Annotated in this window: 25 protein-coding genes, 1 tRNA gene and 2 pseudogenes; 16 read left to right on the top strand and 12 right to left on the bottom strand. The window is 50.8% G+C overall.

Annotated elements, in window-relative coordinates; all coding sequences use genetic code 11:
• Together ACQRD3_RS11615 and ACQRD3_RS11620 are read left to right on the top strand one after the other, a co-directional pair.
• The coding region (locus tag ACQRD3_RS11615) for a recombinase family protein (RefSeq protein WP_427781491.1) at window positions 1-1,752 on the top strand (1,752 nt) is incomplete at its 5' end.
• 81 nt (window positions 1,753-1,833) lie between these two features.
• A tRNA-Ala gene (locus ACQRD3_RS11620) sits at window positions 1,834-1,917 on the top strand.
• Window positions 1,918-2,132: 215 nt separating this feature from the next.
• On the opposite strand, the gene ACQRD3_RS11625 is transcribed toward ACQRD3_RS11620, so the two are convergent.
• Window positions 2,133-2,402: a cupin domain-containing protein gene (locus ACQRD3_RS11625; RefSeq protein ID WP_080907539.1), complete on the bottom strand. Its 270-nt coding sequence runs from the start codon at window positions 2,400-2,402 to the stop codon at window positions 2,133-2,135.
• A gap of 180 nt (window positions 2,403-2,582) precedes the next feature.
• On the opposite strand from ACQRD3_RS11625, the gene dctP reads away from it, so the two are divergent.
• From dctP to ACQRD3_RS11645, 4 genes are all read left to right on the top strand, one after another.
• Window positions 2,583-3,587, top strand: a complete 1,005-nt coding sequence (gene dctP, locus ACQRD3_RS11630; protein ID WP_427781492.1) for a TRAP transporter substrate-binding protein DctP — start codon at window positions 2,583-2,585, stop codon at window positions 3,585-3,587.
• A 236-nt stretch (window positions 3,588-3,823) separates the two neighbouring features.
• Window positions 3,824-4,330: a TRAP transporter small permease gene (locus ACQRD3_RS11635; RefSeq protein WP_427781493.1), complete on the top strand. Its 507-nt coding sequence runs from the start codon at window positions 3,824-3,826 to the stop codon at window positions 4,328-4,330.
• Between the two features lie 2 nt (window positions 4,331-4,332).
• Window positions 4,333-5,628 carry a TRAP transporter large permease gene (locus ACQRD3_RS11640; RefSeq protein ID WP_427781494.1) on the top strand — a complete coding sequence of 432 codons (1,296 nt, stop codon included), beginning with the start codon at window positions 4,333-4,335 and terminating at the stop codon, window positions 5,626-5,628.
• A gap of 106 nt (window positions 5,629-5,734) precedes the next feature.
• Window positions 5,735-7,237, top strand: a complete 1,503-nt coding sequence (locus ACQRD3_RS11645) for an L-serine ammonia-lyase, iron-sulfur-dependent, subunit beta (protein WP_427781495.1) — start codon at window positions 5,735-5,737, stop codon at window positions 7,235-7,237.
• Window positions 7,238-7,310: 73 nt separating this feature from the next.
• Here the strand turns inward: ACQRD3_RS11645 and ACQRD3_RS11650 are convergent, their stop codons facing one another.
• From ACQRD3_RS11650 to ACQRD3_RS11665, 4 genes are all read right to left on the bottom strand, one after another.
• Window positions 7,311-8,117 (bottom strand): hybrid sensor histidine kinase/response regulator, encoded by an 807-nt coding sequence (locus ACQRD3_RS11650; RefSeq protein ID WP_427781496.1) that lies wholly within the window; start codon window positions 8,115-8,117, stop codon window positions 7,311-7,313.
• 276 nt (window positions 8,118-8,393) lie between these two features.
• On the bottom strand, window positions 8,394-8,990 hold the full coding sequence (locus ACQRD3_RS11655; protein WP_427781497.1) for a hypothetical protein: 597 nt from the start codon (window positions 8,988-8,990) through the stop codon (window positions 8,394-8,396).
• A 147-nt stretch (window positions 8,991-9,137) separates the two neighbouring features.
• A complete protein-coding gene (locus tag ACQRD3_RS11660; protein WP_143476650.1) occupies window positions 9,138-9,473 on the bottom strand; it encodes a hypothetical protein in 336 nt (111 codons plus the stop codon).
• A 299-nt stretch (window positions 9,474-9,772) separates the two neighbouring features.
• Window positions 9,773-10,771 carry an aldo/keto reductase gene (locus tag ACQRD3_RS11665; RefSeq protein ID WP_080907547.1) on the bottom strand — a complete coding sequence of 333 codons (999 nt, stop codon included), beginning with the start codon at window positions 10,769-10,771 and terminating at the stop codon, window positions 9,773-9,775.
• A 603-nt stretch (window positions 10,772-11,374) separates the two neighbouring features.
• Here ACQRD3_RS11665 and ACQRD3_RS11670 point away from each other — a divergent pair.
• Together ACQRD3_RS11670 and cysK are read left to right on the top strand one after the other, a co-directional pair.
• A pseudogene (locus ACQRD3_RS11670) lies at window positions 11,375-12,660 on the top strand (O-acetylhomoserine aminocarboxypropyltransferase/cysteine synthase family protein).
• Window positions 12,661-12,771: 111 nt separating this feature from the next.
• Entirely contained in the window at window positions 12,772-13,704 is a 933-nt protein-coding gene (cysK, locus tag ACQRD3_RS11675; protein ID WP_427781498.1) for a cysteine synthase A, read from the top strand.
• 80 nt (window positions 13,705-13,784) lie between these two features.
• On the opposite strand, the gene ACQRD3_RS11680 is transcribed toward cysK, so the two are convergent.
• From ACQRD3_RS11680 to ACQRD3_RS11695, 4 genes are all read right to left on the bottom strand, one after another.
• Window positions 13,785-15,443, bottom strand: a complete 1,659-nt coding sequence (locus ACQRD3_RS11680) for a recombinase family protein (protein ID WP_427781499.1) — start codon at window positions 15,441-15,443, stop codon at window positions 13,785-13,787.
• A 77-nt stretch (window positions 15,444-15,520) separates the two neighbouring features.
• Window positions 15,521-15,883, bottom strand: coding sequence for a hypothetical protein (locus tag ACQRD3_RS11685; protein WP_427781500.1), 363 nt, complete (start codon window positions 15,881-15,883; stop codon window positions 15,521-15,523).
• 23 nt (window positions 15,884-15,906) lie between these two features.
• The gene (gene mobQ, locus ACQRD3_RS11690; protein WP_427781510.1) at window positions 15,907-17,400 is read right to left on the bottom strand and encodes a MobQ family relaxase; all 1,494 of its coding nucleotides are present in this window, start codon (window positions 17,398-17,400) and stop codon (window positions 15,907-15,909) included.
• Window positions 17,401-17,647: 247 nt separating this feature from the next.
• A complete protein-coding gene (locus ACQRD3_RS11695; RefSeq protein WP_427781501.1) occupies window positions 17,648-17,947 on the bottom strand; it encodes a DUF3847 domain-containing protein in 300 nt (99 codons plus the stop codon).
• A gap of 287 nt (window positions 17,948-18,234) precedes the next feature.
• Here ACQRD3_RS11695 and ACQRD3_RS11700 point away from each other — a divergent pair, with 287 nt between their 5' ends.
• Together ACQRD3_RS11700 and ACQRD3_RS11705 are read left to right on the top strand one after the other, a co-directional pair.
• Window positions 18,235-18,540, top strand: a complete 306-nt coding sequence (locus tag ACQRD3_RS11700; RefSeq protein WP_427781502.1) for a PadR family transcriptional regulator — start codon at window positions 18,235-18,237, stop codon at window positions 18,538-18,540.
• Window positions 18,537-19,730: a DUF2812 domain-containing protein gene (locus ACQRD3_RS11705; protein WP_427781503.1), complete on the top strand. Its 1,194-nt coding sequence runs from the start codon at window positions 18,537-18,539 to the stop codon at window positions 19,728-19,730. Before ACQRD3_RS11700 ends, ACQRD3_RS11705 begins: the two co-directional genes overlap by 4 nt.
• 39 nt (window positions 19,731-19,769) lie before the next feature.
• Here the strand turns inward: ACQRD3_RS11705 and ACQRD3_RS11710 are convergent, their stop codons facing one another.
• From ACQRD3_RS11710 to ACQRD3_RS11720, 3 genes are all read right to left on the bottom strand, one after another.
• The gene (locus tag ACQRD3_RS11710) at window positions 19,770-20,120 is read right to left on the bottom strand and encodes a hypothetical protein (RefSeq protein WP_427781504.1); all 351 of its coding nucleotides are present in this window, start codon (window positions 20,118-20,120) and stop codon (window positions 19,770-19,772) included.
• Between the two features lie 148 nt (window positions 20,121-20,268).
• Complete coding sequence (locus tag ACQRD3_RS11715; RefSeq protein ID WP_187014974.1) at window positions 20,269-20,469, bottom strand: helix-turn-helix domain-containing protein; 201 nt, start codon at window positions 20,467-20,469, stop codon at window positions 20,269-20,271.
• 69 nt (window positions 20,470-20,538) lie between these two features.
• Window positions 20,539-21,471, bottom strand: coding sequence for a hypothetical protein (locus ACQRD3_RS11720; protein ID WP_427781505.1), 933 nt, complete (start codon window positions 21,469-21,471; stop codon window positions 20,539-20,541).
• Between the two features lie 478 nt (window positions 21,472-21,949).
• On the opposite strand from ACQRD3_RS11720, the gene mnmA reads away from it, so the two are divergent.
• From mnmA to ACQRD3_RS11750, 6 genes and pseudogenes are all read left to right on the top strand, one after another.
• Window positions 21,950-23,038: a tRNA 2-thiouridine(34) synthase MnmA gene (gene mnmA, locus ACQRD3_RS11725; protein ID WP_427781506.1), complete on the top strand. Its 1,089-nt coding sequence runs from the start codon at window positions 21,950-21,952 to the stop codon at window positions 23,036-23,038.
• 2 nt (window positions 23,039-23,040) lie between these two features.
• Window positions 23,041-24,177, top strand: a complete 1,137-nt coding sequence (locus ACQRD3_RS11730; RefSeq protein WP_427781507.1) for a cysteine desulfurase family protein — start codon at window positions 23,041-23,043, stop codon at window positions 24,175-24,177.
• A complete protein-coding gene (locus ACQRD3_RS11735; protein ID WP_427781508.1) occupies window positions 24,174-24,734 on the top strand; it encodes an ATP-binding protein in 561 nt (186 codons plus the stop codon). The genes ACQRD3_RS11730 and ACQRD3_RS11735 overlap by 4 nt, the downstream gene beginning before the upstream one ends.
• Before the next feature lie 37 nt (window positions 24,735-24,771).
• Window positions 24,772-25,536: pseudogene (locus ACQRD3_RS11740) on the top strand (tRNA threonylcarbamoyladenosine dehydratase).
• Between the two features lie 33 nt (window positions 25,537-25,569).
• Complete coding sequence (locus ACQRD3_RS11745; RefSeq protein WP_427781509.1) at window positions 25,570-25,983, top strand: RrF2 family transcriptional regulator; 414 nt, start codon at window positions 25,570-25,572, stop codon at window positions 25,981-25,983.
• Between the two features lie 97 nt (window positions 25,984-26,080).
• On the top strand, window positions 26,081-26,422 hold the full coding sequence (locus ACQRD3_RS11750; protein ID WP_080907554.1) for a rhodanese-like domain-containing protein: 342 nt from the start codon (window positions 26,081-26,083) through the stop codon (window positions 26,420-26,422).
• The last annotated feature ends 185 nt before the right edge of the window (window positions 26,423-26,607 follow it).

Genomic DNA, 26,607 nt, shown 5'->3' on the forward strand with positions numbered 1-26,607 from the left:
TTTCATAGCGGATATATCAATCTGCCACCTCATACCGCACAATTTTTCCTGGGAGGACAGATTGATATGAATAGAACGAGTGTAATCCCGTACAGTGTACTGCGTGAATTACCTAACAGTGTAAGTGACCTCACCCTAGAAAGTGGAATTGAGAACCTACTGGTTGGAAAACGGGTGTGGTGTCTCTATCGAGTCTCGACAAACCAGCAAGTAGACCATGACGAAAAGAACGAGGCCGATATTCCTATGCAGCGGAAAGCCTGTCACCATTTTGCAGAAAAGATGGGCTGGACGATCATCCACGAGGAACAGGAAGAAGGCGTCTCCGGGCATAAAGTGAGAGCGGAAAACCGTGATAAACTCCAGATCATCAAGGAGGCTGCCAAACGAAAGGAATTTGACATTCTCCTTGTGTTCATGTTTGACCGTATTGGCCGTATTGCGGACGAGACTCCTTTTGTGGTGGAGTGGTTTGTAAAAAACGGAATCCGGGTATGGAGCACCAAAGAGGGGGAGCAGCGGTTTGACAGTCACACCGACAAGCTCACCAACTACATCCGCTTTTGGCAGGCGGACGGAGAGAGTGAAAAGACCTCTATCCGTACATCTACCAGAATGGGACAAATCGTAGAGGACGGTTTTTACACCGGCGGTAGCTGCCCCTTTGGGTACAAACTAGTCCGCCAGGGCCGTGTCAATAAGCGGGGCCATGAACTATACGATTTGGTTATCAATGAGGATGAGGCTCCTCTTGTCCGCATGATTTTTGAAAAATATGTGGAGGAAGGGCGCGGGGCGCAGAGTATCGCCAACCTGTTGAACAGTATGAGCATGAAAAACCGTTCGGGCCATAACTGGCACCCATCTAGTATTCGCGGCATGATTAAGAACATTACCTATATCGGTATTTTGCGGAGTGGTGAGAGCCGTTCTCAGGTGCTTCCCCATTTGCAGATTATTGATGAAAGAATGTTTCAAGCGGCCCAGGAGATCACAAGACAGCGGACAAGAGATTACGATAGTGTTCGCCATGTACCCATGAACATAAAGGGCCAATCGCTTTTGGCCGGGAATGTGTTTTGTGGGCATTGTGGAGCGCGTTTGTCCCTTACGACAAATGGGAAGGGGCGGCCTCGTAGTGATGGCACAGACCCCGTGCGTGTGCGCTACGTCTGTCAGACCAAGACACGAAAGCATGAGCCATGCGGCGGACAGACCGGTTATACCCTCCACATCCTGGACGGCATGATAGAAGATATTGTGCATGAGATCTTCCGGCGCGTAAAGTGCTTATCAAAATCAGAAGTCTTAGGTGCCAGTTATGCCGCGAAAATGAGTGAACAGAAAGCAGTGCTCAAAAAAGCTCAGCGAGAGTATCAAAAGGCTGAGCATGATTTGCAAGGGCTCAGGAATGAAGTTGTAAAGGCTGTCAATGGAGAAAGCGCGTTCCCTTTGGACTTGCTGAGCAGCCTTGTTAAGGAGACAGAGCAGAAATGTGTCCAGCTTCAAGAAACTTATCAAGCAGCCCAGGCGGAGGTGGAAAAAAGCGATGTCCTTATGGATGAGCTCCGCACTACATATAATCAATTTATCAGCTGGTCTAATATCTATGATACGGCCAACATCCAAACAAAGAAAATGATTGTATGCCAGCTGATAGAGAGGGTGGACGTGTTCAGGGGATACGAATTGAAAATCAAATTTTCTATCAGCGTTGAACAGTTTATTTTGGGCCTTGACATTTCTGCATGATTTTTATAGAATAACGTCGATTCTAGCAGTACACAGCCAATTTAGCTTATTTGACACCGTTAATTACGGGCAAAGTGTTGTGGAGAGGTAAGCGAGTGCGCTGTCCGGGAGAGCGCTTGAATGGCATTCAAGAGGTCTGCGGTTCGATCCCGCATATCTCCACCACAACAGCACGGGAAAGTGCGGGAAAAGACTTAGAACCACTGTGGTTCTAAGTCTTTTTTGATTTTTAAAATAACTTGCTCTGCTTGTTCCTGTTTGAAGAAAGTTGGTCATTGAGATATAAAATACGCGGTACGGGCAAAGGCCTGTACCGCGTATTTTTAAGTTTTCTCACAGGCGGGGCCGGCCCCGCCGTAGGTACGATTTATTAAGATACATCAGGCTGAATGCCAAGGGGGTGGTGTGAGAAAGGTGTTCTGTACCCCTGTACCGTACGGGTTAAAGTGAACCCAGATGGAAGAGCATACCTCTTTGCTGGTACGGAAAAAGTGATGGGTCTTTCCTGCCGGGATATAAAAAGAATCTCCTTCCCGCAAATCTGTGGCTTCGTCTTCCACTGTCATAACCATACTGCCCGTCAGGATAAAACCGAATTCGTCAAGTACGTGGTGGGTACTGGCGTGCGGGGCAGTGTCAAAAACATCCATCTGGATGGCCTGAAGCTGCCGGTCTGTGTCAGTAAGTGCGTAGTAGATTACAGCATTATGGTCGTTAAAGATTTCTGTACGATCCTCCTTAACAGTGCAGGAAATGTGAGTAAACTGAAACTGCACACAGAAAGAGAGGTCATTATGAAAAAGGCGAAAATTGTTACTGCAACGCTTGTTATGGCACTTACCTGCGCTGCCTGCTCCGGCGGAACTTCAAATGCCCCAGCTGCCAACAGTCAAGCTCCTGAGGATTTTAAACCTATCACTCTGCGCTATGCGAATCAGCATTCTATCGACCACACTGCCACTCTGGCAGCACAGGCGACCGCTGAGGAAATTCATGAGAAAACCGATGGCCGTATTACCATTGAAGTTTATCCGGCTAACCAGTTGGGCGATTGGACCCAGGTGTATGAAGAGGTAATGATGGGAACCATTGATATCGCCAACACAACGGTTCCGGAAACCTACGACGCCCGCGCCAATGCATCCATGCTCCCTTACTTGGCCAACAGCTACGCCGAGCTGGACAAGGCTATGGGCCCGGACAGCTACCTGGCTGGAAAGATGGTGGATATCCAGGCCGCCCAGGGCATCAAATTTCTCGGTTATTCCTGTGAGGGCTTTGCCGGAATCGGAACCAGCAAACCTGTGCCGAATCCCAACGAGGTGGGCGTGGACAAGGGCATTCTGGTTCGGGTTCCGTCCAATGACAACTTTAAGTATCCCACCGAGTATCTGGGCTACCGCACTTCTACAATACCCTACTCCGACACCTTCGCTGCAATCCAGACCGGCGTGGTGGATGGATGGCAGGCAGGCCCTCCCAACCTGAACTACCTGAACTTCCGGGATGTAATCACCTACTATTACCACTACTGTATGGATCAGGAAGCGACTCAAATCTATATGAACATGGATGTGTTTAACTCTTTACTGCCCCAGGATCAGAAGGTCCTCCAGGATGCCTTCCGGAAGATGTGGACCGACAGCATCAACTCCATTGAAGAGGAAGATGCTAAATACATTCAAATGCTCAAGGACTATGGCATTGAGGTCATTGAATTTACGGATGAGGAACTGGCTGCCTTTGCTGACGGAGTCCGCGCCGATGTGTGGCCCAAGCTGGCAGAGACCTATACTCAGGAGTTCCTGGACGAACTGTTGGACAGTGTTCAGTAAAATGCAATAACGCACTCCAGAGATACCGGCAGCAAAGAAAGGGAGAAAATGAGTCGGCCGAGAGAAAGGATACCGTCTTGCTGGCGCAGAGAGCGAGAAGGTCAACCCGGTGCCGGCATAATTTTTACCAAACTGCTGCCGGTATTTTTGGAGGTTCCCACAGCAAAATGATGCCGTGGCTAACGGTGCCTTGTCGGCTGCGGCACAATTTATAAATAGAGAAGGGGCGTGCACGCATGAAACGTTTCCTGTCTGTCCTTGATATCGTTTTCATCAAACTGCAAGAATATATCGTAATAATGACTGGGATCGCTATTTGCCTTCTGATTGCGGCTTCGGCAGTGATGCGGTATATCTTTAAGCTGGATTTTTATGGTTCTGAAGAATATATCATGTACACAGCATTTTGGCTCTATTTTATAGGCAGTGCTCTGGCTGCCCGTGAGGACAGCCACATCAATGCCGACATGATCGGTTCTTTTGCCAAAAGTGAACGGGTCAAGCGGGTGTTTGCCGTAATCCGGCAGGCGATCGGTCTGATCATTTCTGTCATCACCACCATGTGGTCGTTTGAGTATATTATGCGCAGTGTTCGTTTGGGGCCCACAACGGCGGTACTCAAAGCCCCGCTGGTGGTGATGCAGGTTCCGATCCTAATATCCTTTGCACTGATGGATGTATACATCGTATACCATCTTATAAAAGCAATCGGGGCCCTCAGAGAATATACGGGAGGTACGTAGGTATGACAGTTGTCTTGGCTTTGGTTGTTTTGCTGCTCACTATGGTGATTGGCGTACCGATACCGCTGTCCTTCATGGCCTCCGCCGTCTCTATGGTGTTTAGTGCTGGACTCCCATTTGAGTCACTGATCCCGTATGGGTTCAGCAAGATGAATTCTGTGCTGCTGCTGACGATTCCGCTGTTTATTTTGGCGGGCTCCATCATGGACAAGGGCGGCATAGGGAAGAAGCTCATTGGTTGTGTGGAAAAGGTGCTGGGCCGGTTTAAGGGCGGCCTGGGAGTTGTCACCGTAGTTTCCTGCGCTGTTTTTGGCGCGATTTCCGGAAGTTCCTCTGCCACGTTGTCTTGTATCGGGGCAATCATGGCCCCGCGCCTGGAGGAGAATGGGTACGACAAGGGCTTTATTGGGGCGCTTATCTCCAGTTCCGGTGTTCCGGGGATCCTGATCCCTCCCAGCATGCTGATGATTCTGTACGCCTGGATGAGCGGAGAATCCGTGCTTGCCTGCTTTTTGGCAACTCTGATTCCCGGCATTATCTTGGTCATCCTCTTCAGTGTGGTGAATCTGGTTTACGCGCGTAAGAACCCCAATATTAAGGTTTATCAGGCTGCCACTGCGCTTCCTCAGGTGGGAGGCAAGAAAGAACGCGGGCCATTGGCGGCCATTTTGATGCCGGTTATTATCCTTGGTTCCATTTATGGCGGCTTGCTTACACCGACGGAGTCGGCGGCTGTGGCAGTTATTTATGCCATTCCGGTTGGTTTCCTGGTCTACCGGGAGATGAATCTTAAGACCTTTAAAGACTCTTTGATTTCCGCAGGGAAAAGCACGGGCGTTATCATGATTATGCTTTTTGCGGTTATGATTCTCAGCCGTCTTTACGTAATGAACAACGTGCCGAAGATGATTTTGACGATATTGACCTCTATCTCGGAAAACAGGACCGTGATTCTGCTGCTGATCAACCTGTTCATGGTCATTATCGGAATGCTGATGGATGACTGCAGCGGCATCTTGCTGTGCACCCCCATTTTGCTCCCTGTTATGAAGGAACTGGGGGTCAGCCCGATCCAGTTTGCTGCCATCATGGGTGTTAATCTGGGCATGGGAAACATTACTCCGCCCACCGCGCCGCTCCTCTATCTGGCGGGACGGATTTCGGGGGCGGAAGTGAAGGACATGCTCAAACCCGCGTTGACGCTGATTGCTTTTGCGTGGATTCCCACGTTAATTATCACTACTTATATTCCCCAGGTCTCTCTGATCCTTCCCCAGCTGTTTGGCTATATTAAATAAGCGAGGTGTTTGTGGCATGACTCGACAGAGTCCCAGCATTTTTAATGATATTGTAGGCCCTACCATGGTGGGTCCCTCCAGTTCCCACACATGTGGACCGTCCCGCATGGGTTACCTTTGCCGCCAGCTGCTGCCGGGCAGACTGAAAAAAGCCACCATAGAATTTGCTCGGGACGGCGCCTACACCAAGATGTACAAGGGTCAGCGTTCCGATATGGGATATATCAATGGGCTTTTAGGCCGTCGGCCTGAAGATCCCCGTCTGCGGAAGGCTTTCTCAGAGGCGGAAAAAGAGGGTGTGGAAGTTCAATTTGTAATTAGGGATTTCCCGCCTGTTGTTCCCAATATTGCACATGTCATCATGGAAAATGAGCAGGGGCAGACGGTGGAGGTCCATACCGATTCCACCGGCGGCGGAACCGTAAAGCTGTTGTCCATTGACGGGTTTGACATAAGCATTGTTGGCGACTGCTATGAACTGGTCGTATACACTCAGGGCTCTGAGATACAAAATCAGGCGTTGTTGGGAAAGATGATCGAACTTTTCCCCGACAACGAAGGAAGCTCATGCTGTGTGCGGGACGGCAGGGGCCTGCTTAATCTCAAGCGGCATACTCCCTACACTGCAGAGATTTTTGGAAAAATCAAAGAGATGCCAGGGGTCCTGGAAGTGCGAACGATTTCTCCGATCTTGGTCGTTCCCTCCAATCGTAACGCGTCCTTGCCCTTTCACAGTGCCGCAGAAATGCTGGAAATGACGGCCAAAACCGGAAAACCGCTCTGGGAACTGGCCATTGATTACGAGATGGCCCGCAGCGGTTGGACTCGGGAGAAGATTTTGGACTACATGAAGTATGTGGTAGAGACTATGGAGTCCGGCACTCTGGAAGCGCTGGCGGGCAACATTGATATGATGGGTATCATTGGCCCCACAGCAGGAAAGATCAAAAGATACATGGATACGGATCCCAAATCTATTGATATGGGGGTCATTAATACGGCGTCAACATGGGCCATGGCCACAATGGAGTACAGCAGTGCCATGGGAGTGGTTCTCTGCGCGCCTACCGGCGGTTCCGCCGGCGTATTTCCGGGCGCCATTCTGGGTACCATGACCCATATGGGATGCTCTATGGACGAGAAGATCAAAGCCATGTTGGTAACGGCCATCATCGGCATTGTCATGTCCAAGGATTACAATTATTCAGCTGAGCTCTATGGCTGCCAGGTAGAGCCGGGCGCGGCTTCGGCCATGGCTGCCGGCGGGCTGGCGTGGGTTATGGGAGGAACGCCGGAGCAGTCCTGTCAGGCTGCTTCCTGTGCGCTGCAGAATATTCTAGGCACCATTTGCGATCCTGTGGCAGGCCTGGTGCAGATCCCGTGCATTAACCGTAATGCCATGTCTGCCGCCAATTCGGTAGTGAGTGCCAACATGGTTATGGGGGGCTTTGATCCGTTGATCCCGCTGGATCAGGCAGCAGAGACATTGTTCCGGGTAGGGAAGCAGCTCCCCAGTGAGCTGAGATGTACCTGTGCGGGTGGACTGTGTATTACTCCATGCGGGCAAAGGCTGGCAGAGGAACAGGAAATTCGAGATAACGCCAGATAATAGAGTCCATCTTAAAGTGAAAGAACAAAAGTAAGCTGGATTTGTTGCAAAATGGGAAAATCGGGGCTGCAATTCATATTGAATTGCAGCCCCGGCTTTTTGAATAGAACGGAGGAGAAAAAGAACTGGGGCAAGAGAGCCCGGACACTTTTACTCGCTGCCATCCTTTTGGTGCGGACTGTCTGATCAATGGTATGAAACAGGACTTCCGGTACAAAGGGCTTGGCAAGATGGCGTTCATGCCGACGGATGCGGATTTGTCCACATCCTCTTCGAAAGCATTGGCGGTGATGGCAATGATTGGAATCGTTTTGGTATCTCCCCGGTCCAGCGCCCGGATGTATCTCGCGGCCTCCAGACCATTCACTTCCGGCATTCGGATGTCCATGAGGATACAGTCATAATACCCCTCTGGATGCTTTGCCAACAGAGCGGTGCCGCCCTCCGGGGTGAACTTGGCCGCATTGGACAGGATGTTGCTGAGGATTTGCTGGAAACGAACGGGATCTGCGTGGGGATTGTCAGGACCCGTTTCATCTGTCTGGACAATGAAGTGGGTCTGCTTTCCGCTGATCAAAGGCATCAGTGTGGTGCGGACCGCCGCCAAAATTTTCTTGGTGCTGAAGTCCGGATTGACCAGCGTCATGCTGCCAGCCTCGATTTTGCTCATGTCAAGAGTATCATTGATCAGGCTGAACAGGAAATGAGCGGAGGGATCCATTTGATTGTGGTATTCCGTGATTTCCGCCGGGGCTGTTTCTTCCCTGAGCAGGCCCAGGATGCCGAAGGTTCCATTCATTGGGGCGCGTATGCCATGGCTCATGCGAGATAAAAGCTCAGATTTTGCTTTACCTGCCTCCCGTAGTTCGGCAATGAGCATCCATTCTTTTTTCTCCGGCGCCGTACCACAATCAATATGACCGGAGCGGAAACCAGCACGACGATACTCAGTCCTGCTGCCAGCAGCCCTACGGGATCTGAGTAGAGAAATCTCCAAAAATTAAGGGAAGGCGCCGAAAATGTGGTGTAGGGCTGCGACAAACGCAAAATATCCTCGTCGCAATGCTGAAAGCGGCTTTATTGATGACGGCGGCCAGGTGGTGGTTTAAGGTTTCCCGAACACCCACACAGAACGATTCCTGATGCACCGGCATGGTCACATCCACCAGACGTCTGAATTGCCGTTATAGGAACGGTGTTGAGCAATGGGGGTGCAGAGAAAGAGGAAGTCGGCCCTGCCGGACACAACAGCCTGAACGTCTTCCTCCACGCCGTTGCGGGGCAGCGGTACCTCATCCGTGAGTGCGGCCGACAGATAGCCGGAAGAACTATTTGAGCCGGTTATGACAGCTGCGGTTTTTGCCGGATTGAGGTCGCCTTTTCGGGACAGTCGCGAGACGGTGGTGGAGTAGCAGGGTTCGGTCAAAACAAAGCCCCTGCTTGCCGGGGCAATGAAGTGCCATCTCATGCCAAGGCCAATATCCGCCGTTCGCATCAGGACGTTGTATTCCTCGTCTGTTTGGGGGAGCGGCATCTGGATATTCAGCCCGGTGTGATCCATGATCTCCTGCGTGAAACCGCCCAGGAGGCCTGTTGACACCCCGCCTTCAAAGAAGGAAAGCGGTTTGCCGTCCGGATGGATCCGAGCGGGAAATGCGGTGCCGATTTTGTTGCAGGAGGCAACAAAATCAGCTTCCTCATGGGTGAGAAAGCCGCTGCCGCCCAGCGTGTGTGAGTAATATTTGTTCTTCATAGGAAAACCATTTTTCCAGGGCAAGGCGTTGGAGGGACTTATGCTGCTGGGGGGGGGGGGGATTTTCAGCGCTGCCCTCCACGGCGATCTTCAGACCGTTAGAGGGGAAATGATTTCCGGGGATACACGGGACACTTTCCCGGGAGCTCACCATAATGACATCGACGGAGACACCCACAGGTTCATCGGAAAAATCATAGAGCTGTTCTCTTTCCGGTGTTTTAACGACGTCCAGAGCCATGTCGATCTCGCCGGTGTGCATTTATTTAGGCTGTCGCTGAAGCTGTTCTCAAAGCCTGCGTATTCGTACCGCCACGGGGCAAATATTTTCATGTGCTGCAGCATCTCATACGCATAGCCGCTGTAATTGCCGTTTTCATCCCGCATTTGGTAGCAGTTTATTTCGTCAAAGGCCCCTCTCACGGCGCGGATTTCCTGTGTCCCGTCGGCGGCGGGGACAGCTAAGATTCCGGTCAGCAGCAACGGCTTTAAAAATAAGGATACCGTTTTTTATATGGAAGATCCTAATAGTAGACCTCTTACTGTGCTGTGTCCCGGTAAAAACAATGATAAGCTCACGACGGTTTGTGGGGTTCCTCATCCTATCACATCTTCTGGGAAAAAGAAGCGGTATCCAAAATGAGTTTCGCAACAGCGGGAATGCCGCGTGGACAGGCCTGCAGAGTCTGTGGACGGGCAGATGTTTAAGGAGAAGGGCCCATTTTCAAACCGGTTGTGTCAAACCGTTCAAAAATGGACCCTTTTTCAAAACGCCCCTGGCGTTATTTATCCAGTTCTTTTACCTGGGCCGGTTTAGCCGCTTCGCTGAGGAGGCGCGCATCTTCATCGGAAAGTGTGATATCGAGACAGCGGCAGGTGTTTTCCATGGTCTCAATATGCCGGAACCCCGTGAGGAGGTTGAGATTTGGGAATTGCTTCAGGGTCCACGCCTGAACCAGGTTCGAGTAGGAGCAGGCATACTTTTCCGTCAGCGGCTGCATGACCTGAAACAGCTTGTGGATCTCACCCCGGATCGGCTCATGGATCCAGGGCAGTTTTCCCCGGACGTCGCCCTTGGGGAAAGACCGGTCCACGTAATCGGGGGCGGTCAGGAACCCCTCTTCCAGCGCACCGTATACCTGGAACACGGCGTTGTGCTTTTGGGCGGTGGGGAAGTATTCGCAGCCGTGATACGGCGCCAGAAGGCTGTATTGTTCCTGAACGAGGGCCACAGTCCCGTATTTTTCATACTCGTCCAGGTCGCCGGGTTTGGAATTGGACAGTCCGACGGCGCGGATCTTCCCCTCTTTGACCATGGCCTGCAAAGCCCCCATGGTCTCTTCCACAGGCCAGCTTTTGCAGACGTAGTGGACCACCAGAACATCGAGATAATCGGTCTGCATCCTCCGGAGAGAATCTTCCACATCCTTGCGGACAGCCTTTGCGCTGGTGTCGTTTTCTACCGTATAGCCGTCGCGCTCATAGTGGAAGTTTCCACCCTCGTTCCGCCAGTTGAGGGAACATTTTGTTTGCAGGAGAAATTTGCTGCGCCGCCCGTTTTTCAGCGCTTTTCCGAGCAGCTCTTCACTGACGCCGGTCCCATATACCGGCGCGGTGTCAATGTAATTGATGCCGAGATCACCGGCTGCATCCAGCAGGCTCTCCACTTCGCCCACACCGACAGACAAGTCCGACCATACGCTGCCTCCGCCAATTCCCCACGTTCCGAATGAAATGACTGACGCATTCAGATCGGTTTTTCCAAGTTTTTGATATTTCATCACACTGCCTCCAAATGTAAAAGTAATTGAAGAATTTTATAATTATACTCTTCTTTAGATTATACCATAAAATCATGCGTAGGTAAAAAAAGTTGGTAGATTTCTGTAAGAAATTGACCTCCCGGAAGAACCGGCCGACAGCCGCTGGCCGTCTAATCTTGGCGGCTGTAAAAACGTCTCAAAAAGTGGAATTAAATAGATAGAACCTATTGACAAAGTATGAAATTGATGGTATTATCCTTTCAACCTACTAAGTTGATTTGATTTAAGAAGGGAGAACGTATCATGATGATCCCGTCTGTCAGCTGCACCTTGTCTGTGGAAACGCGCATGTATCACATGTGCAAGTGTTGTTGCGCGCACAAACAGGATAAGTTCTCCATGATGACGAATCAGGCAAGACCATAGGCTTTTGTGCCTGTAATCGTAATCTCATGCGATTTACCGGGGAGCTTATCCAGGCTTCCCGGATTTCTTTTTGGGGAGGAAACCCCATGTATGATTTTGAACGACTCATCAGAGACAGCTGTCGTTTCGGGCGAATGTGCTGGGCGTGCATCCCCAGATGACCTAACACGCATTAGCTTGAAAAACGAAAGGGAAATGATGATTATTCATAACTATAAATTCGAAACGCTTCAGCTCCATGTCGGTCAGGAGCGGCCTGATCCTGCCACCGATTCCCGTGCGGTTCCCATCTATCAGACAACCTCCTATGTGTTCCGGGATTCCGGCCACGCGGCTGCCCGCTTTGGCCTGGCGGATGCAGGCAATATCTACGGCAGACTGACCAACTCCACGCAGGATGTGTTGGAAAAACGCATCGCAGCACTGGAAGGCGGCGTGGCGCACTGGCCTCCGGCGCAGCGGCCATCACCTACGCCATTGAGGCTGTGGCGCAGGCAGGCGACCACATCGTTGCACAGAAAACCATCTACGGCGGCAGCCATAATCTGCTGGAGCACACGATGCCCCGCTGCGGCATCACCACTACCTTTGTCAATGCCCACGATCTCGCCGAAGTGGAAAACGCCATTCAGAAGAACACGAAGGCCATCTACCTGGAGACGCTGGGCAATCCGAACTCAGATATTCCCGATATCGACGCCGTCGCAGCCATCGCGCATAAGCACGGTCTGCCGCTGATCATCGACAATACCTTCGGCACACCGTACCTGATTCGCCCCATCGAGCACGGCGCGGACATTGTGGTGCACTCCGCTACGAAGTTCATCGGCGGACATGGAACCACTCTGGGCGGTATCATTGTGGATTCCGGCAGGTTTGACTGGAAAGTCGGTGGGAAATACGCGCCCATCGCCGACCCGAATCCCAGCTATCACGGTGTCAGCTTTGCGGATGCGGCTGGATCAGCGGCGTTTGTGACCTACATCCGCGCTGTTCTGCTTCGTGACACTGGCGCGGCGATTTCGCCGTTCAATGCATTCCTGCTTTTGCAGGGGGTGGAAACATTGTCTCTCCGTCTGGAGCGCCACGCCGAGAACACAAAGAAAGTGGTCGAGTATCTCACACGCCATCCCAAGGTTGCGCGCGTTAACCATCCGTCCCTGCCGAACCATCCCGATCACGCGCTTTATAAGAAATATTTTCCCAATGGCGGGGCATCCATTTTCACTTTTGACATCAAGGGCGGTCGGGAGGAAGCGCATAGGTTTATCGACAATCTTGAGATTTTTTCGCTGCTTGCCAATGTGGCGGATGTGAAATCTCTGGTCATCCACCCGGCAACCACGACGCACTCCCAGTTGACCGAGGAGGAGCTGCTGGATCAGGGAATTCATCCCAGCACCGTCCGCCTGTCTATCGGCACGGAGCACATTGACGATATCATCGCCGATCTGGAACATGGTTTTGCCGCTTTGAAATAAGGAGGATTTGTGATGCGCCGAATCTGTATTCCACGCAGACCCGGTTTTCGATGTTGATAACTTTCTGGTTTGCATAAAAGTCAAAACAAGAAATGAGAGGAGATTAAGATTATGCCTAATATTTATACTTCCGCAGATCAACTGATCGGCAAAACCCCTCTGTTGGAACTGACTCACATGGAAGAACGGTTGGATCTCAAGGCGAAGATTTTGGCAAAACTGGAATATTTCAATCCTGCGGGCTCAGTAAAAGATCGCATTGCCAAGGCGATGATTGATGACGCGGAAGCTTCGGGGCAACTGAAACCCGGCTCCGTTATCATCGAACCCACTTCCGGCAATACCGGTATTGGGCTTGCCTCGGTGGCCGCCGCAAGAGGATACCGTATCATTATCGTCATGCCGGAAACCATGTCTGTGGAGCGCCGCCAGTTGATGAAGGCGTATGGGGCGGAGTTGGTACTGACCGAGGGTTCAAAGGGCATGAAGGGGGCCATCGCAAAAGCGGAAGAATTGGCGGCGGGAACGCCGAACAGTTTTATTCCCGGGCAGTTTGTGAATCCGGCCAATCCAAAGGCACATTTTGAAACCACTGGACCGGAAATCTGGGCAGATACCGGCGGCAGAGTTGATTTCTTTGTTGCCGGTGTGGGTACCGGCGGTACGATTACCGGTGTGGGCGAGTTCTTGAAATCTAAAAATGGATCCATTAAGGTCGTGGCCGTTGAGCCGGAAAGTTCAGCTGTCCTTTCTACCGGCATTGCAGGCGCCCATAAGATTCAGGGCATTGGGGCAGGCTTTGTGCCAGATGTACTGAATACGAGAGTCTACGATGAAATTGTCACGGTTTCCAATGACGATGCGTTTGCAACAGGCGGACAGATCGGCAGATTGGAGGGAATTTTAGTTGGCATTTCTTCTGGCGCCGCTGTAAAGGCGGCCATTGAGCTTGCAAAGCGTCCGGAAAATGAGGGAAAAACCATTGTGGTTTTGCTTCCGGATACTGGTGACCGCTATTTATCCACGCCTCTGTTTGCTGAATAAATGCAAAAAAGCCTCCGATAGAATGGTCGGGGGTCATAAGAAAGTAATATCGTATTTTCTCAGGAACGGCGTGGCTTCGGTCACGCCGTTTCCTGTTTCAGCAGTTCTTCCACAGGAATAAAGCCCACAAGGTCATAGGAAATGCGGATGCCCTGATACCGCTTGCCGCTGGACTTATCCGGGGCTTCAATGTAGATCGCCTTGACAAGCTCCCGCAGCGCATACGGGGTAAGCTCATCCAAGTCCTCATATTTGCGTACCCGCTGGATAAACTGCTCCAAATTTTCAATCTGTCGTTCCTGTACTTCGATTTCCTGCTGCAAAGTCTGAATTTCCTCTTTAAGCTGTGCCTGTTCGTCCTCGTAGGTCTTGCTCATCATAGAAAACTTTTCATCTGTGATGCGCCCCGCCACATTATCCTCGTAAATGCGGATAAACAGACGGTCAAGCTCTCCCAGCCGCTTTTCAGCCTGTGCTAATCGCTTCTTGTGTCCGCGGATCGCGGCTTCGCTGGACAGCCGGAGCTTCTGCTCCATGACGGCACGGAAATAATCCTCATACCGGCTGACATAGGAAATTACAGTTCTCATGTGCATCCAGACCAATTCCTCCAGAACAACCGCGCGGATAAAGTGTGCCGAACAGCTTCCCGTATTGCTGCGGTAGTTGGCACATACAAAATGATCCTGCCGCTTTTCAAAGTAGTTGGTGGTGCAGTAGCGCATTTTTGCGCCACAATCAGCGCAATAGACCATGCCGGAAAACAGGCTGCTCTTGCCCGTCTTTGTCCTGCGGTGACGCTGTTGGCGAATCTCCTGCACCTTGTCAAAGACCTCCTGCTCAATGATCGACGGGTGGGTGTTGTAGAAAACCGCCTGTTTTTCAATAGGCGTTTCCCGCTGCTTCTTGTCCCAGATGGAGTTGGTGTAGGTCTTGAAATTGACGGTGCATCCCGTGTATTCCCGCCGTTCCAGAATGTGAACGACCGTGTTGGTGTTCCAATGGTACGGATCAGCGGTTTCCGGGCTGGGTGTCTTGATGCCCTCACGCTTCTTGTAGGCGGTGGGGTTAAGTACCTTTTCCTCCTGCAAGAGCTTTGCAATCTGCATCGGGCCTCGCCCTTCCATGCACAGCTTGAAAATGCGCTTGACTACCAATGCCGCCGCTTCATCCACGACCCACTTTGTCTTGTCCTCCGGGTCTTTACGGTAGCCGAATGGAACATTGACGGTCAGAGGAACGCCGCGTTCGCCCTTTGCCTTATTGACAGCACGGATCTTGCGGCTGGTGTCTTTGGCGAAAAACTCGTTGAACCAGTTCTTGATGCCCGCAATATCGCTGTCGGTACTGTTGGGGTCGATGGTGTCAAAATGGTCGTTGATGGCAATATAGCGCACATTGTACTTTGGGAATGTGAAGTTGATATACAGCCCTGTCAGCGAGGAATTACGCCCCAGTCGTGATAGGTCTTTCGTACAGCAGACTGCCACTCTGCCCGCTTCGATTTCCGCAAGCATAGCTTGAAAGCCGGGACGGTCAAAGTTCGTACCGCTATATCCATCGTCCACGAAAAAGGTCGGATTCGGGAAACGGTGCTCCTTTGCGTATTGGAGCAGGATCATTTTCTGATTCTGGATGCTGTTGGATTCGTCCTCTTTGCCGCCTTTCTTATCCTCTTTCAAATCTTCCACGGATAAGCGGCAGTAAAGCGCGGTGATTTTATCAGTTGCCCGTAACATTTCTGTTTCCTCCTTCAAAGGGGCAACTGCCAGTACAGGATTGGTTGCTTCTATTGTACCAAGAGACTGCGTATTTGTCATTCAGAATCCTCCATCTTTTCTGTAAACTTTTCGCCCATGATGCGTTCCATCTTTTTATCCAGCGTTTCCACGCCGTCATAGCTGCCTGTGACGGTGTAGACTGTGCCGCCGATTTCCTTTTGCAAGGTGAACTCCGGCAGCCAGAACGCGGACAGATTTTTCACGCAGAGATGGCCGTCCTCGTTGAAGTAGCAGTTGTGCCGGGGATGATCGGGCGGCAAGGGCTGCGGTTTGAGATACGGGTCTGGATTGGAGAAGTAATATTCCGCTGGCTCGTCGTGGTCGGTCTTTTCCCATTCCTCAATTTCTGCCCACAGATCAGGGTCGATTTTGTGTTCAAATTCTTTGTTCTCGTTCATGGTGGTGTCCTTTCTCCGATGGGTTATCGGTCTATATCGTGATGTTTGGTTTTCGTCTTTTGCGGTGCGTCTGCTTTCAGGGCAGTATCCACATAGCGGCGTACCTTTTGCAGCTCGGCAACTTCCTCCCGCTGGGCTTTCAGCTTCGCATACTCTGCTTCGTTCTCTGTGGTCAGCGCGGCAAGCTCGGTCTGCCATGCTTTCGGTGTCAGCTTCATGTCCGGCAGATTTGCCCGCAGATAGCGGTTAGCTGCATCCCATACTGCAAGATCGGCGCGGTGTGCTTCTGCAAACTTCTCCTGCTTGCCTTTCCAGCGGATTTGCTTGCATTCATCGTGGATGGGCTGTGTCTTCTGGAAGTTCTGCGCCTGCTCAATCAGCTTTTGGAGCTGCTTAATTCTCGCTTCCCTCGGTTTCATAGCACTACGGATTTCGCTTGCCTTGTCATGGACAGCGGACAGGGCTGCATCCAGTTCTTCCAGCGTATAGATGCCTTTCTCCGAAAGAAGATTGACGGCTTTGGAAATGGCTTTGAGCTCGTCTGCGGTGTGCTGTTGCTGCCAGCTTTGGGAATACTTCCCGCTTTTGGCTTTCTGAATGTCCAGATAGCGGAACAACAGCGTGGAGAGGTTGGGGGATTTTGGCTGCGGCGGCTCGGTACGCAAGCTCTCCTTTGCCTTGAACACATCAAGCAGCCATTCTTTCAGCTTGCCGATCTGCGCCTTGATGTCGCGGAGCAGACGATTTGCCGCTTTGATACTGCGGTTCAGTTCGCCGCGCTCGGTAGCGATTCCTTTTTTCTCCATCTGTGACGCTGCCACGCCGATATGAACGGTGGGGATTTGATCGATCCCCTGCCGCTCATAGCTGCGGTGGTCGATGCGCTCCGGGCGGTTGTTCCGTTCCAAAAACTCATTGGCAAGGTCAGCCCACACCTTGCGCCAGACCTCGGCGTTCTCCTGATTGTTCCAGTCCACAAGGTCAACCTTGCGGGTTTTGTATCTGCCGCTGGACAGGCGGATTCTCTCGCCGTTTTCGTCCAGCACATATTCCTTTCTGGATTTCGGAAGCCACTTGCCCCGTTCGTCCATTGGGCGCATGGTGAGAAGAATATGGGCGTGCGGATTGCCGCTGCCTGTGTCGTGAATATTGAAGTCTGCACACATTCCTCTGGAAACGAATTGAGAGGAACAGTACGCACGGACAAGCCGTACCTGTTCCTCTCTGGATAACTCTATAGGCAGGGCAACCTCCAATTCCCGCGCCAGTTGGGAGTTGCACGCCTTTTCAATTTGCTCCACGCTGTTCCACAGTGATCCCCGGTCTTGAAAGTCCGGGGGAGCGTTGGGCGGCAGCAGGATTTCCGAATGGACGATGCCGCGCTTTCGGGTGTAGTCATGGATCATGCCGTCCCATTCGTTTGTGATTTTCTCGCCGCTTCGGTAGGCAGCAGCGGCAACGGCTGACTTGCCATTCCCCCGGCTGATGATCTTGATGCTGCAATGATAGATTGCGATAACGGTTTACCTCCGATCTTCGTGATTCAGCCCCATGAAACGGAACAGCTTGCCGCAGCAAGGTGTTCTGTTTCGTGGGGGACGCAAAAGGGTAGACAGCACAAGCTGTCGCAGGGAAAATGCAGTTTTCCCTGTGCGGCGCAAGCCGCCAATGTGGGTGCGTGGGAACTTCCATGCGCCCACAAGCCCTCGGCAGAGCGCACAACACCCGCAAGGGTGTATAAGTGCGCCCTTGTTACCAAGGGTATTATCCAGCCTCCACCCCCTCGGCGCGTTTTTTCAAATACTCCTGTGCTTCCGTACTCTTTGCGATGTGATACAGGAAGTCCTTTCCCTCGTCCTCTGTCATGGTTTTCAGTTCCGGCACAATGCTTTCCATGAAGCCGCCAAACAGGAAAATACGGTGATTGCGCTCCTTGCGTTTCTCAACGGACAACTTGCGGTTGAGTATCTTGTTTCGGTTTTCGTACTGCTGCAACTGTTTCTCTGTGCGTTCCAGTTCAGCATTACATTCCTCAATGGTCTGTGGTGGTTTTTTCTTTGGCATGGGTAATCGTTCCTTTCTTGATTTGAGGTAAAAAAGAACAACTCGTTCCTGACCGAAAAACCACTCTCAGTTAATTTTATTTTATTTCTATCTGGATATCACTAAGAGTGTTGTGCTATTTCCTATAAATAACTTCTTGGCGCATAGGTGGAGTGGTATTCTATTACCTTCTCTACAAATATGGAAGACAGGCAAAGGGATCTTGACAATATCGCGGTGCGATATTATAATGGCAATACAGAAATATCGCGGCACGATATTTGAGGTCTAATGAAGGGAGGGCTGATATGAAAGACCGCGGCGTACTGACTGAGTCAATGTTCTATGTGCTGATGTCTTTTCTGCACAACGAAATGTGCGGGATCGAAATCACGGAATTTGTAGATTGCAAAACGCACGGCCGGGTACGACTTGGGCCCGGAACGCTCTACACCCTTCTGGGAAAATTTCAAGACGAGCATCTAATCGAAGAAACACAAACCGATGGACGCAAGCGCAGCTATCGTATCACCGAAAAGGGACGGGAAGTCTTTCGGGACGAACTGACACGGCTGAAAGCTTGTGTCCTTGACGGAGAGGAGGAAAGTGTATGAGCAAGAATGTAATCCGAGTAACACCAGTTGGTGGTTTTGACATTCCTGAATTAGAAAACTGGCTGGCTGCTATGTCAAAGAAAGGGCTGCGCTTTTCTATGACCGCTGGAATACTTACGATTTTCGAGCGTACTGAGCAACGGATAGTTCAAATCCATTTAGAGCCTATTCGAGGAACGGCAGAAGACGATCCAGAATTGAATGCGCTTTATGAGGATGCAGGGTGGCAATATTGGGGGATATTCCGGGGAAGCTTCTATGTCTTTGCCTCTGATGATCTGACTGCACAGGCGTATACAGATATAGAAACGCACGAGTATGCGTTGAAGCGTTTTTTTAAGGAGAAAGCAATTGGCGGTGTACTGCTTGTGGTCGCAAATGTGCTTTTACTTGGCCTTTATCAAAACGGCGCTCCATGGAAAATCGGTTGGACATGGCTCAAATACTTCCCTATAGAGATCTTTTCAATTAAACCCGTGTTCCCATTTCTGCTGTCGGCATTGGGGCTACTGCTGATTGACCTATCGTATTTGCTTGGACTTTGTTACCTACTACGATATCGAAAGGCCGTTAGAAATGGGAAAGTACCCAATAGACATAGAAAGGTCGGTTGGTTGTCAGCGGTAGGATTAGTAATTTTGATTCCGGTCTTTATCAATACCATACAGTTGTTTTCGGGGACAGATTACCGCCCCTATGATTTAGAAGGTTCCGGTTTTATCACGCTGACGGATATTGAGGGATCAGATTTGCAGCTCTCTCAGAACAGACTTTACAACATGGATTATATCGCTCATGAAGGAACCCTGCTCGATCCGGAATCTTGGTACTTTCAACAGTATGCTACATTTGGAGAGAATGACAGTCCCAGTGATGTACCTAATCTGGAAATCACCATCACCCGTTACACATTGAATATGCTTGCCGAAATGCGAGTAGCGGAATTGAGTAGGCAGAAATTCGACAACTCTGGTGATTATCAGAAGTTTGATGTTCTTGATGAATGTCTATATGCTAAACGGGAAGGATGGACTCACACCAGCGAGATAACCGGAGAAACCCGCACCTTTTTACCCGGCGGTATCCTTGTACTGCGTAGAGGCAATACCGTTTTGTTTGCGAATTACTATGGAAGCCAAGACCTTTCTGAGCATATTGAACATTTTGCACAAATGTTAGTCAATCTGTAAAGTACTACTGTGTTGATAAACAAAGCAAATTAGTATTTATCAAGAGGTGTCGGTCGACTTGCGACTGGCACCTCTTGACGCTAATTTACTTTCTTGCGTATTGACAGGCTTTATGCTTAAATTGCAATTTGCCCATTCACTCGCCGCCCTGCGGCGTTCTTCACTATACGGGGCGGTCAGCCGAAAACTTAACCGTCCTTTCTCAATCTCAAAGGTCAGCCCGCCTTGCTCATCATCGTCGGTCTGACGGCAGCATTGCGGGTGCTTTGTCGCAAATGCCGTCAGACGCTTTTTGAGATCGGTGTTGTGTGTCTGCACCTCAATCATGCGGCTATGCTCGTCAAAATAAATCACGGTTGTCTTTTGCTTTTTGGTAAGCCCTGTTCTCATAAAACCTCCTGTTTTTCATAGATTTTTCCCAGCTCTTGAATTGGAAAAGTGCTGCGATTTTTTGATGGAAACGCCCCAAACGATGTGGAGTATATTTTGCTTTGTCCTATCGGCTAATTTTCCACTTTTCCAGCTCTTGACTGCATTTTCACGATGTTTTGTTTGTGCGGCTTTTCAGCCACTCCACCAACTCATTTTTCATCACCAATTTGCGCCCGCCGATCCGTAAGGTTGGAAAATCCGGGCTGCTCAAAAGGTTATATGCCCCCGCTTTGGAAATCTGTAATGCTTCGGCAAGCTGCTTTGCGTCCATCACATCGGGCATGGCTTCAAACGGTTCTCTGCTCATAAACTCTCCTTTCCTGCATGAAAAGGCAGCAGCTACCATTTCGGTAACTGCTGCCGCTTCTGCGTCTGTTTACTTGTCCAAATACTTCTGATACTCCGCTGTCACATAGTCCTCATAGGCTTCGGCAATTTTGGTAATCCGCTTATGGACTGCGCTGGCGGTCTTGTAGCCAACCTTGTCTGCAATCTCCTGCTCGGTCAAGCCGTCCATGCGCAGCTTCAATATCTCCTGGTCTTTCCCGCTGATGCGCTGCTCGGCAAAGGTGGCAATCTGCATTTCGGAGATAACCTTCTGTTCAAATTCGCCGCGCGGATCAGCTACCTCGAAAATATCGCCGTCCTCGTTCTCCATCATCTCGTCAAGAGAAATCGGCTTGCCGGAACGGTTGTGATGCCACTTCCGCATGAAATCCGTCTTGACGGTACTGCCGGTGGTTTCGTAGTCCTCCACGGTGCGGTTTTCCCAGATTGCGTCGATCATCGGCTGCCAATTCTGCTCTGCAATCACCATGTCGGTGACATTACCGATCAGATTGCTGAACTGCTGATAGGTCAGCCACGGCACTTCCACACCCTGCGGGATGTTGTAAAGGTTTTGGAAGCCAAGCCCGTTCTGCTCAAACTTCATTCGGATGTAGGGGATAATGCTGTACGACAGCCGCCACAAAGGGAAATATCCTGCGTACTGATTCCAGTTGCCGGGAATGTCGCGGTAGTTGCCCTTGCGGTCTTTGACTTGGAAAAACTGCCATGCGCTCCATGCGTAGCAGTCCCACACAAGCAGCTTGAACATATCGTCACATACGATGTGGTCATACTTGTCCGTTCTCAGAACTTCATAGGGGGAGCGGGGCAGATCGTAGGCTGGCTTCCACTTTTCCGCAAGTTCCCTCGGTAGGCTGTAAAACAGGGTCAGCCATGACTTGTCGCTGTCCTGCGGTATCTCGATGATCTCACCGGGCAGCACCACAAGAAAATCGTTCGGGCCTGTCTGCTTGTCCATCAACGTCACCTCCAATCGCTTCTGCATTCAGCCCTCTACTATATATGGCATGAGAAGGGCCGAATTGTTCCAATACTTTCAAACTTTTTTGAGATTTTTTGAAAAAATCTCGGAATGGATGGGATAGGATTGATTTAAGAACATTATAGCTGAAAGCTGTGAATAAATCCATTGCTTTTCGTAACGGCAAAAAAATAGCGGGTATCCGGCGCTCACCGGATACCCGTTATTTCGTTGCCAACCCTGCATGACAGATGCCCCAGTCGTAATTTTTGAATTACTGTCTTATGAGCACCCGTGTAAATACCGGGGGCTTTTGCTGCGGTTTGGAGTGTCACATCATGGTGTCACCCAACTTCTATTACGAGGAAAACGGGCAGAGACGTTCATCTGAACCGGACTGCGCGGATTAGACGAGGGCGGCCTGCACAACACTGCGCCGCAAAGACCGACATCTTTTGAAAAGAGAGAAAGTATCATGACAGAACATCAAAAAATTCTCGTCGCCATGAGCGGCGGCGTGGATAGCTCCGTATCCGCCTGCCTGCTGCAGGAAGCGGGCTATGACTGCGAAGGCGTGACCATGCGGCTGTACCGCAATGAGGACATCGGGTTAAGCCGTTTCCATACCTGCTGTTCCCAAGCGGACATAGATGATGCCGCGGATGTGGCCTTTTCACTGGACATTCCCTTCCATGTGGCCGACTTCACCGCAGAGTTTCGTATGGATGTCATCGAACCGTTCATCTGCACCTATGAATCGGGCGGCACACCCAATCCCTGCATTGAATGCAACCGACACATGAAGTTTCACCACCTGCTGGACTTTGCCGCAAAGCATGGCTGTGACGCCATTGCCACAGGCCACTATGCCCGTATTGACTATGACCCGAAACAAAATCGATGGCTGTTGAAAAAGGCGGTGGACGAAAGCAAGGACCAAAGCTATGTCCTCTATATGCTGACACAATTGCAACTGGCTCGTATCCGCCTTCCTCTTGGCGGATTACAAAAAATCCGGGTCCGGGAATTGGCAGAGGCTCGCGGGCTGACCAATGCCCGTAAGCATGACAGTCAGGACATCTGTTTTGTACCGGACGGAGATTATGTTCATTTCATGGAGCAGTACACAGGTCGAACCCATCCGGCAGGAGATTTTCTCGATCTCAAAGGGATGGTCGTTGGCGGCCATCAAGGTGCAGTACGTTATACGCTGGGGCAGCGAAAGGGACTGGGTCTTGCCATGAACGAACCGGTCTATGTCTGTGATAAGTGTATGGCGAATAATACCGTTACCGTGGGACCCGAGCAGAATCTGTACAGACAGAGTTTGCTGGCCGGAGAAGTCAACTGGATCCCTTTTGATGCGCCGGCGGGACCGCTGCGTGTCACAGCATGTATCCGCTATCATCAGAAAGAACAGCCCGCCACCGTGTCCATGACGCAGAACGGGAAGCTGAGGGTCGTATTCGATGCGCCACAGCGAGCCGTCACACCAGGACAGGCAGTGGTGCTGTACCAAGGAGATTTGGTGTTGGGCGGCGGCACGATTGAGAAGACTTTCTAAAGATGATCTATCTGGACTATGCGGCAAATGCGCCGGTGGAAGCACCGGTGCTGGATGCGTTTCTCACGGCGGAACAGACCTTTGTGGGCAATCCCAATTCCAACCACCCAGCCGGTCAAGCAGCACTGGCGGCAATGGAACGGGCGACAGAGTCCATTGCCGCCCTGCTGGGGGCGGAACCGAATGAGATCATTTACACTTCCGGGGCCACAGAAGCCAACAATCTTGCCATAAAAGGCATTGCCTACGCCAAGCGGCACACGGGGCATCATATTATTTCCACACCATTGGAGCACGCTTCTGTCGGTGGCAGCCTTACTTACCTGCAGGAACAGGGATGGGAAATCGACTTTCTGGACATTACCCGGGACGGAACGGCGGATCTGCAGCAACTGCGGGAACTGCTGCGGCAGGACACGGTGCTGGCGGCCATCTGCGCAGTAGACAGTGAACTGGGTACGATCCAGCCATTAGACAAGATCAAGGCCATTTTGAAGGATTATCCAAACTGTCATCTGCACATTGATGCCACCCAGGCCTTTGGCCGTATTCCGGTTTCTTTTGCAGGAGTGGATACATTGAGCCTGGCGCCCCACAAGTTTGGCGGACTCAATGGCAGCGGCCTGCTGCTGAAACGGAAAAACCTTGTGCTGGAGCCACAGCTGCATGGCGGCGGGAGTACCACCATCTACCGCAGCGGAACCCCTGCCGCCGCGCTGGCCGTTTCCATTGAAACAGCTCTGCGACTGGCTCTGCAGCACCGGGCAGAACGATTCGAGCAGGCCGTGCTGTACAACCAAATGCTGCGGGAGTCGCTGATCCGTTATACCGGTGTCCGCATCAACAGCCCGGAAAATTCTGTGCCTCAAATTCTGAACCTGAGTGTACAGAATGTGCGAGGAACCGTCTTTCAAAGGATGTTGGCCGAACGAGGGGTCTGCGTATCTGTTAAATCAGCCTGCTCGGCCCAGGGGACACCTTCCGGGGCCGTTTTTGCGGTCAGCAAAGACCGGAAAAACGCTCTGTCATCGTGGCGCGTCAGCATCAGCCACCGAACCACAGAGGACCAACTGTCGGCCTTCCTGCAAATTTTTGACGATTGTTACCGGAAGCTGACTGGGAAAGAAGGCGCCATATGAGCCGCGAGCTGACGCAACTGAAGCTGATCGAGCGCAGTATTCTCAAAAAGTACCGCAAAGAACTGTGGCGGCCATTTACATACGCCGTCAAGCGGTACGAACTGATCCAGCCGGGAGATAAAATCGCGCTGGGCCATCATTTCAATGATGTGGTGGAAATGACCGTGATAGGGATGTTTTGCGGTTCTCAGTTGCAGGTCGTGCCGCCCAAGCTTCACAGCACGAACTTTGAGGGAATGGAATTGATCCGTCCGCTTTACTGCGCCCACGAGGAGGATATTCTGGCGTGGAAGCGATACGATGAGCTGGAGTTTATCCAGTGCGCCTGCCGATTCACAGAAAAGTGCGCCATGCGCGATAACGGCGGCGGAGGTTCCAAGCGGCAGGAGGTCAAGACGCTCCTGAAGCGGTTGATGCGAGACAGTCCCAATATAGAGAAGAGTATCTTCAACAGCATCCATGCTGTCAGGCTGGGTACTATGGTGGCGCACAAACACAATGGGGTATTTCACACCTTCCTGGATGGCCACAATATAAACAAGATAAACAATTCCTGAGAATTGTCACTCGAAAAACAAGAAATAATCAGATCAAATGCCAAATCAGTTTTCAAGGACGGAGCTTTTGTTAGGGAAAGAAGTCGTGCGGAGCCTGCAGCATTCACGAGTTGCTGTTTTTGGAATCGGGGGAGTTGGTGGATCTGCAGTTGAGGCATTGGCGCGAAGTGGTATCGGTGCATTGGATTTAGTTGATGATGATCGGGTTTGTCTCGCAAACTTAAACCGACAGATTTTTGCGATTCGAAGTACGGTTGGAAAATACAAAGTGGATGCGGCGGCAGCAAGAATTGCCGAGATCAGCCCAGACTGTTTGATTACAGCCATAAAAGCATTTTATCTTCCGTCTGTTGAAGGGCAATTTGATTTTTCTAAATATGACTATATAATAGATGCAGTTGATACAGTATCCTCAAAAATCGAGTTGGTGATGCAGGCCAGGCCGCCCATGTGCCTATTATCAGCTCCATGGGTGCCGGAAGCAAATTGAATCCTGCTGCGTTTGAGGTGGCTGATATATACGAGACAAGCGTTTGTCCGCTTGCGCGGGTTATGCGGCTGAGAACTGAAAAAGCGCGGAATTCAGCAGATGAAGATTGTATATTCAAAAGAGAAACCGCGCAGGCCCATTGATGACATGGCAATTAGCTGCAAAAGCCGCTGCACTTGTCCGCCCGGTGCTGTCCATAAATGTACAGATCGCCGTGACATTCCGGGATCTACGGCTTTTGTTTCCCCGGTTGTTGGCTTAATGATTGCGGGTGAAGTTGTCAATGACCTTATTTTAGAGGCAGTAATTTAAATCTTAACCAGGGAAAAAGGAGGTTGGACCGACGTGATTTCAACACGCGGAAGATATGCCTTGCGTGTCTTAATTGACCTTGCAGAGCATCAAGATGCGGGTTATATCCCGATGAAGCAGGTTGCAGAGCGGCAGGAAATTTCGCTTAAATATCTGGAGCAGATATTACCGCTTTTAACAAGGGGGAAATTAATTGAAGGCCTCCACGGCAAAGGCGGAGGGTATCGTTTGATTAACCCGGCTGATCGGTGCCGGGTAGGAGATGTCCTGCGGTTGACCGAGGGCGATTTAGCACCGGTTGCCTGCCTTGGATGTGATGCAAAGACATGCAGTAGGAGCAAACAGTGTAAAACTCTTCCAATGTGGGAAATGTATTATAAAATCACAAATGACTACTTTGACCACATTACAATAGCAGATTTGATGAAAGGACCCATTTCGGAATGACTTTCCCCAGAAAACCGCAAACAGGCAAATTTCGTTTAGGAAGGACAGGATACGCGTTTCCAAATGAAAAAGCGACACAATGAGAGGATGCTGAACGATGCAATACCCACCTTGTGACCGGCCATACAGCAGGGTCTCCTTTGAACAGGCAAAAGCTATCATGGATTCCGGTGATTCATATGCATTTGTAGATGTGCGAACGGAACTAGAATATACTGTGGAGCATGGCGCTGGTGCGATTTCCCTGCCGTTGGATGAAATCAATGCAGAATCTGCACAACGGAGTATTCCAGATAAAAATGCTGCCATTTTGCTCTATTGTCGGACAGGAAGAAGAAGCAAGCTGGCTGCGGACAAGCTCGCTTCATTAGGGTATGTGCGAATTTATGATATTGGCAGCCTTTCAGGATGGCCGTATGGAAGAGACTACGGTTGTTAGGACGGGTGATCCATCGCATCTATCGAGGTAAGTCTGAATTTTGAGCTGAGTTTGCAATGGCCGCTTAAAACAATGGCAACGGTGGAGTTTTCTTTCTTTTACGGTGCCGATACGAGAAAAGCGTTCCTGCAAAGGAAGCAGGTATGCAAATCAGACAACGTGGCAAACGAAAAGAATAAGGGGCC

The sequence above is a fragment of the Candidatus Pseudoscillospira sp. SGI.172 genome, from assembly GCF_050313575.1.
Lineage (GTDB): Bacteria > Bacillota > Clostridia > Oscillospirales > Oscillospiraceae > Vermiculatibacterium.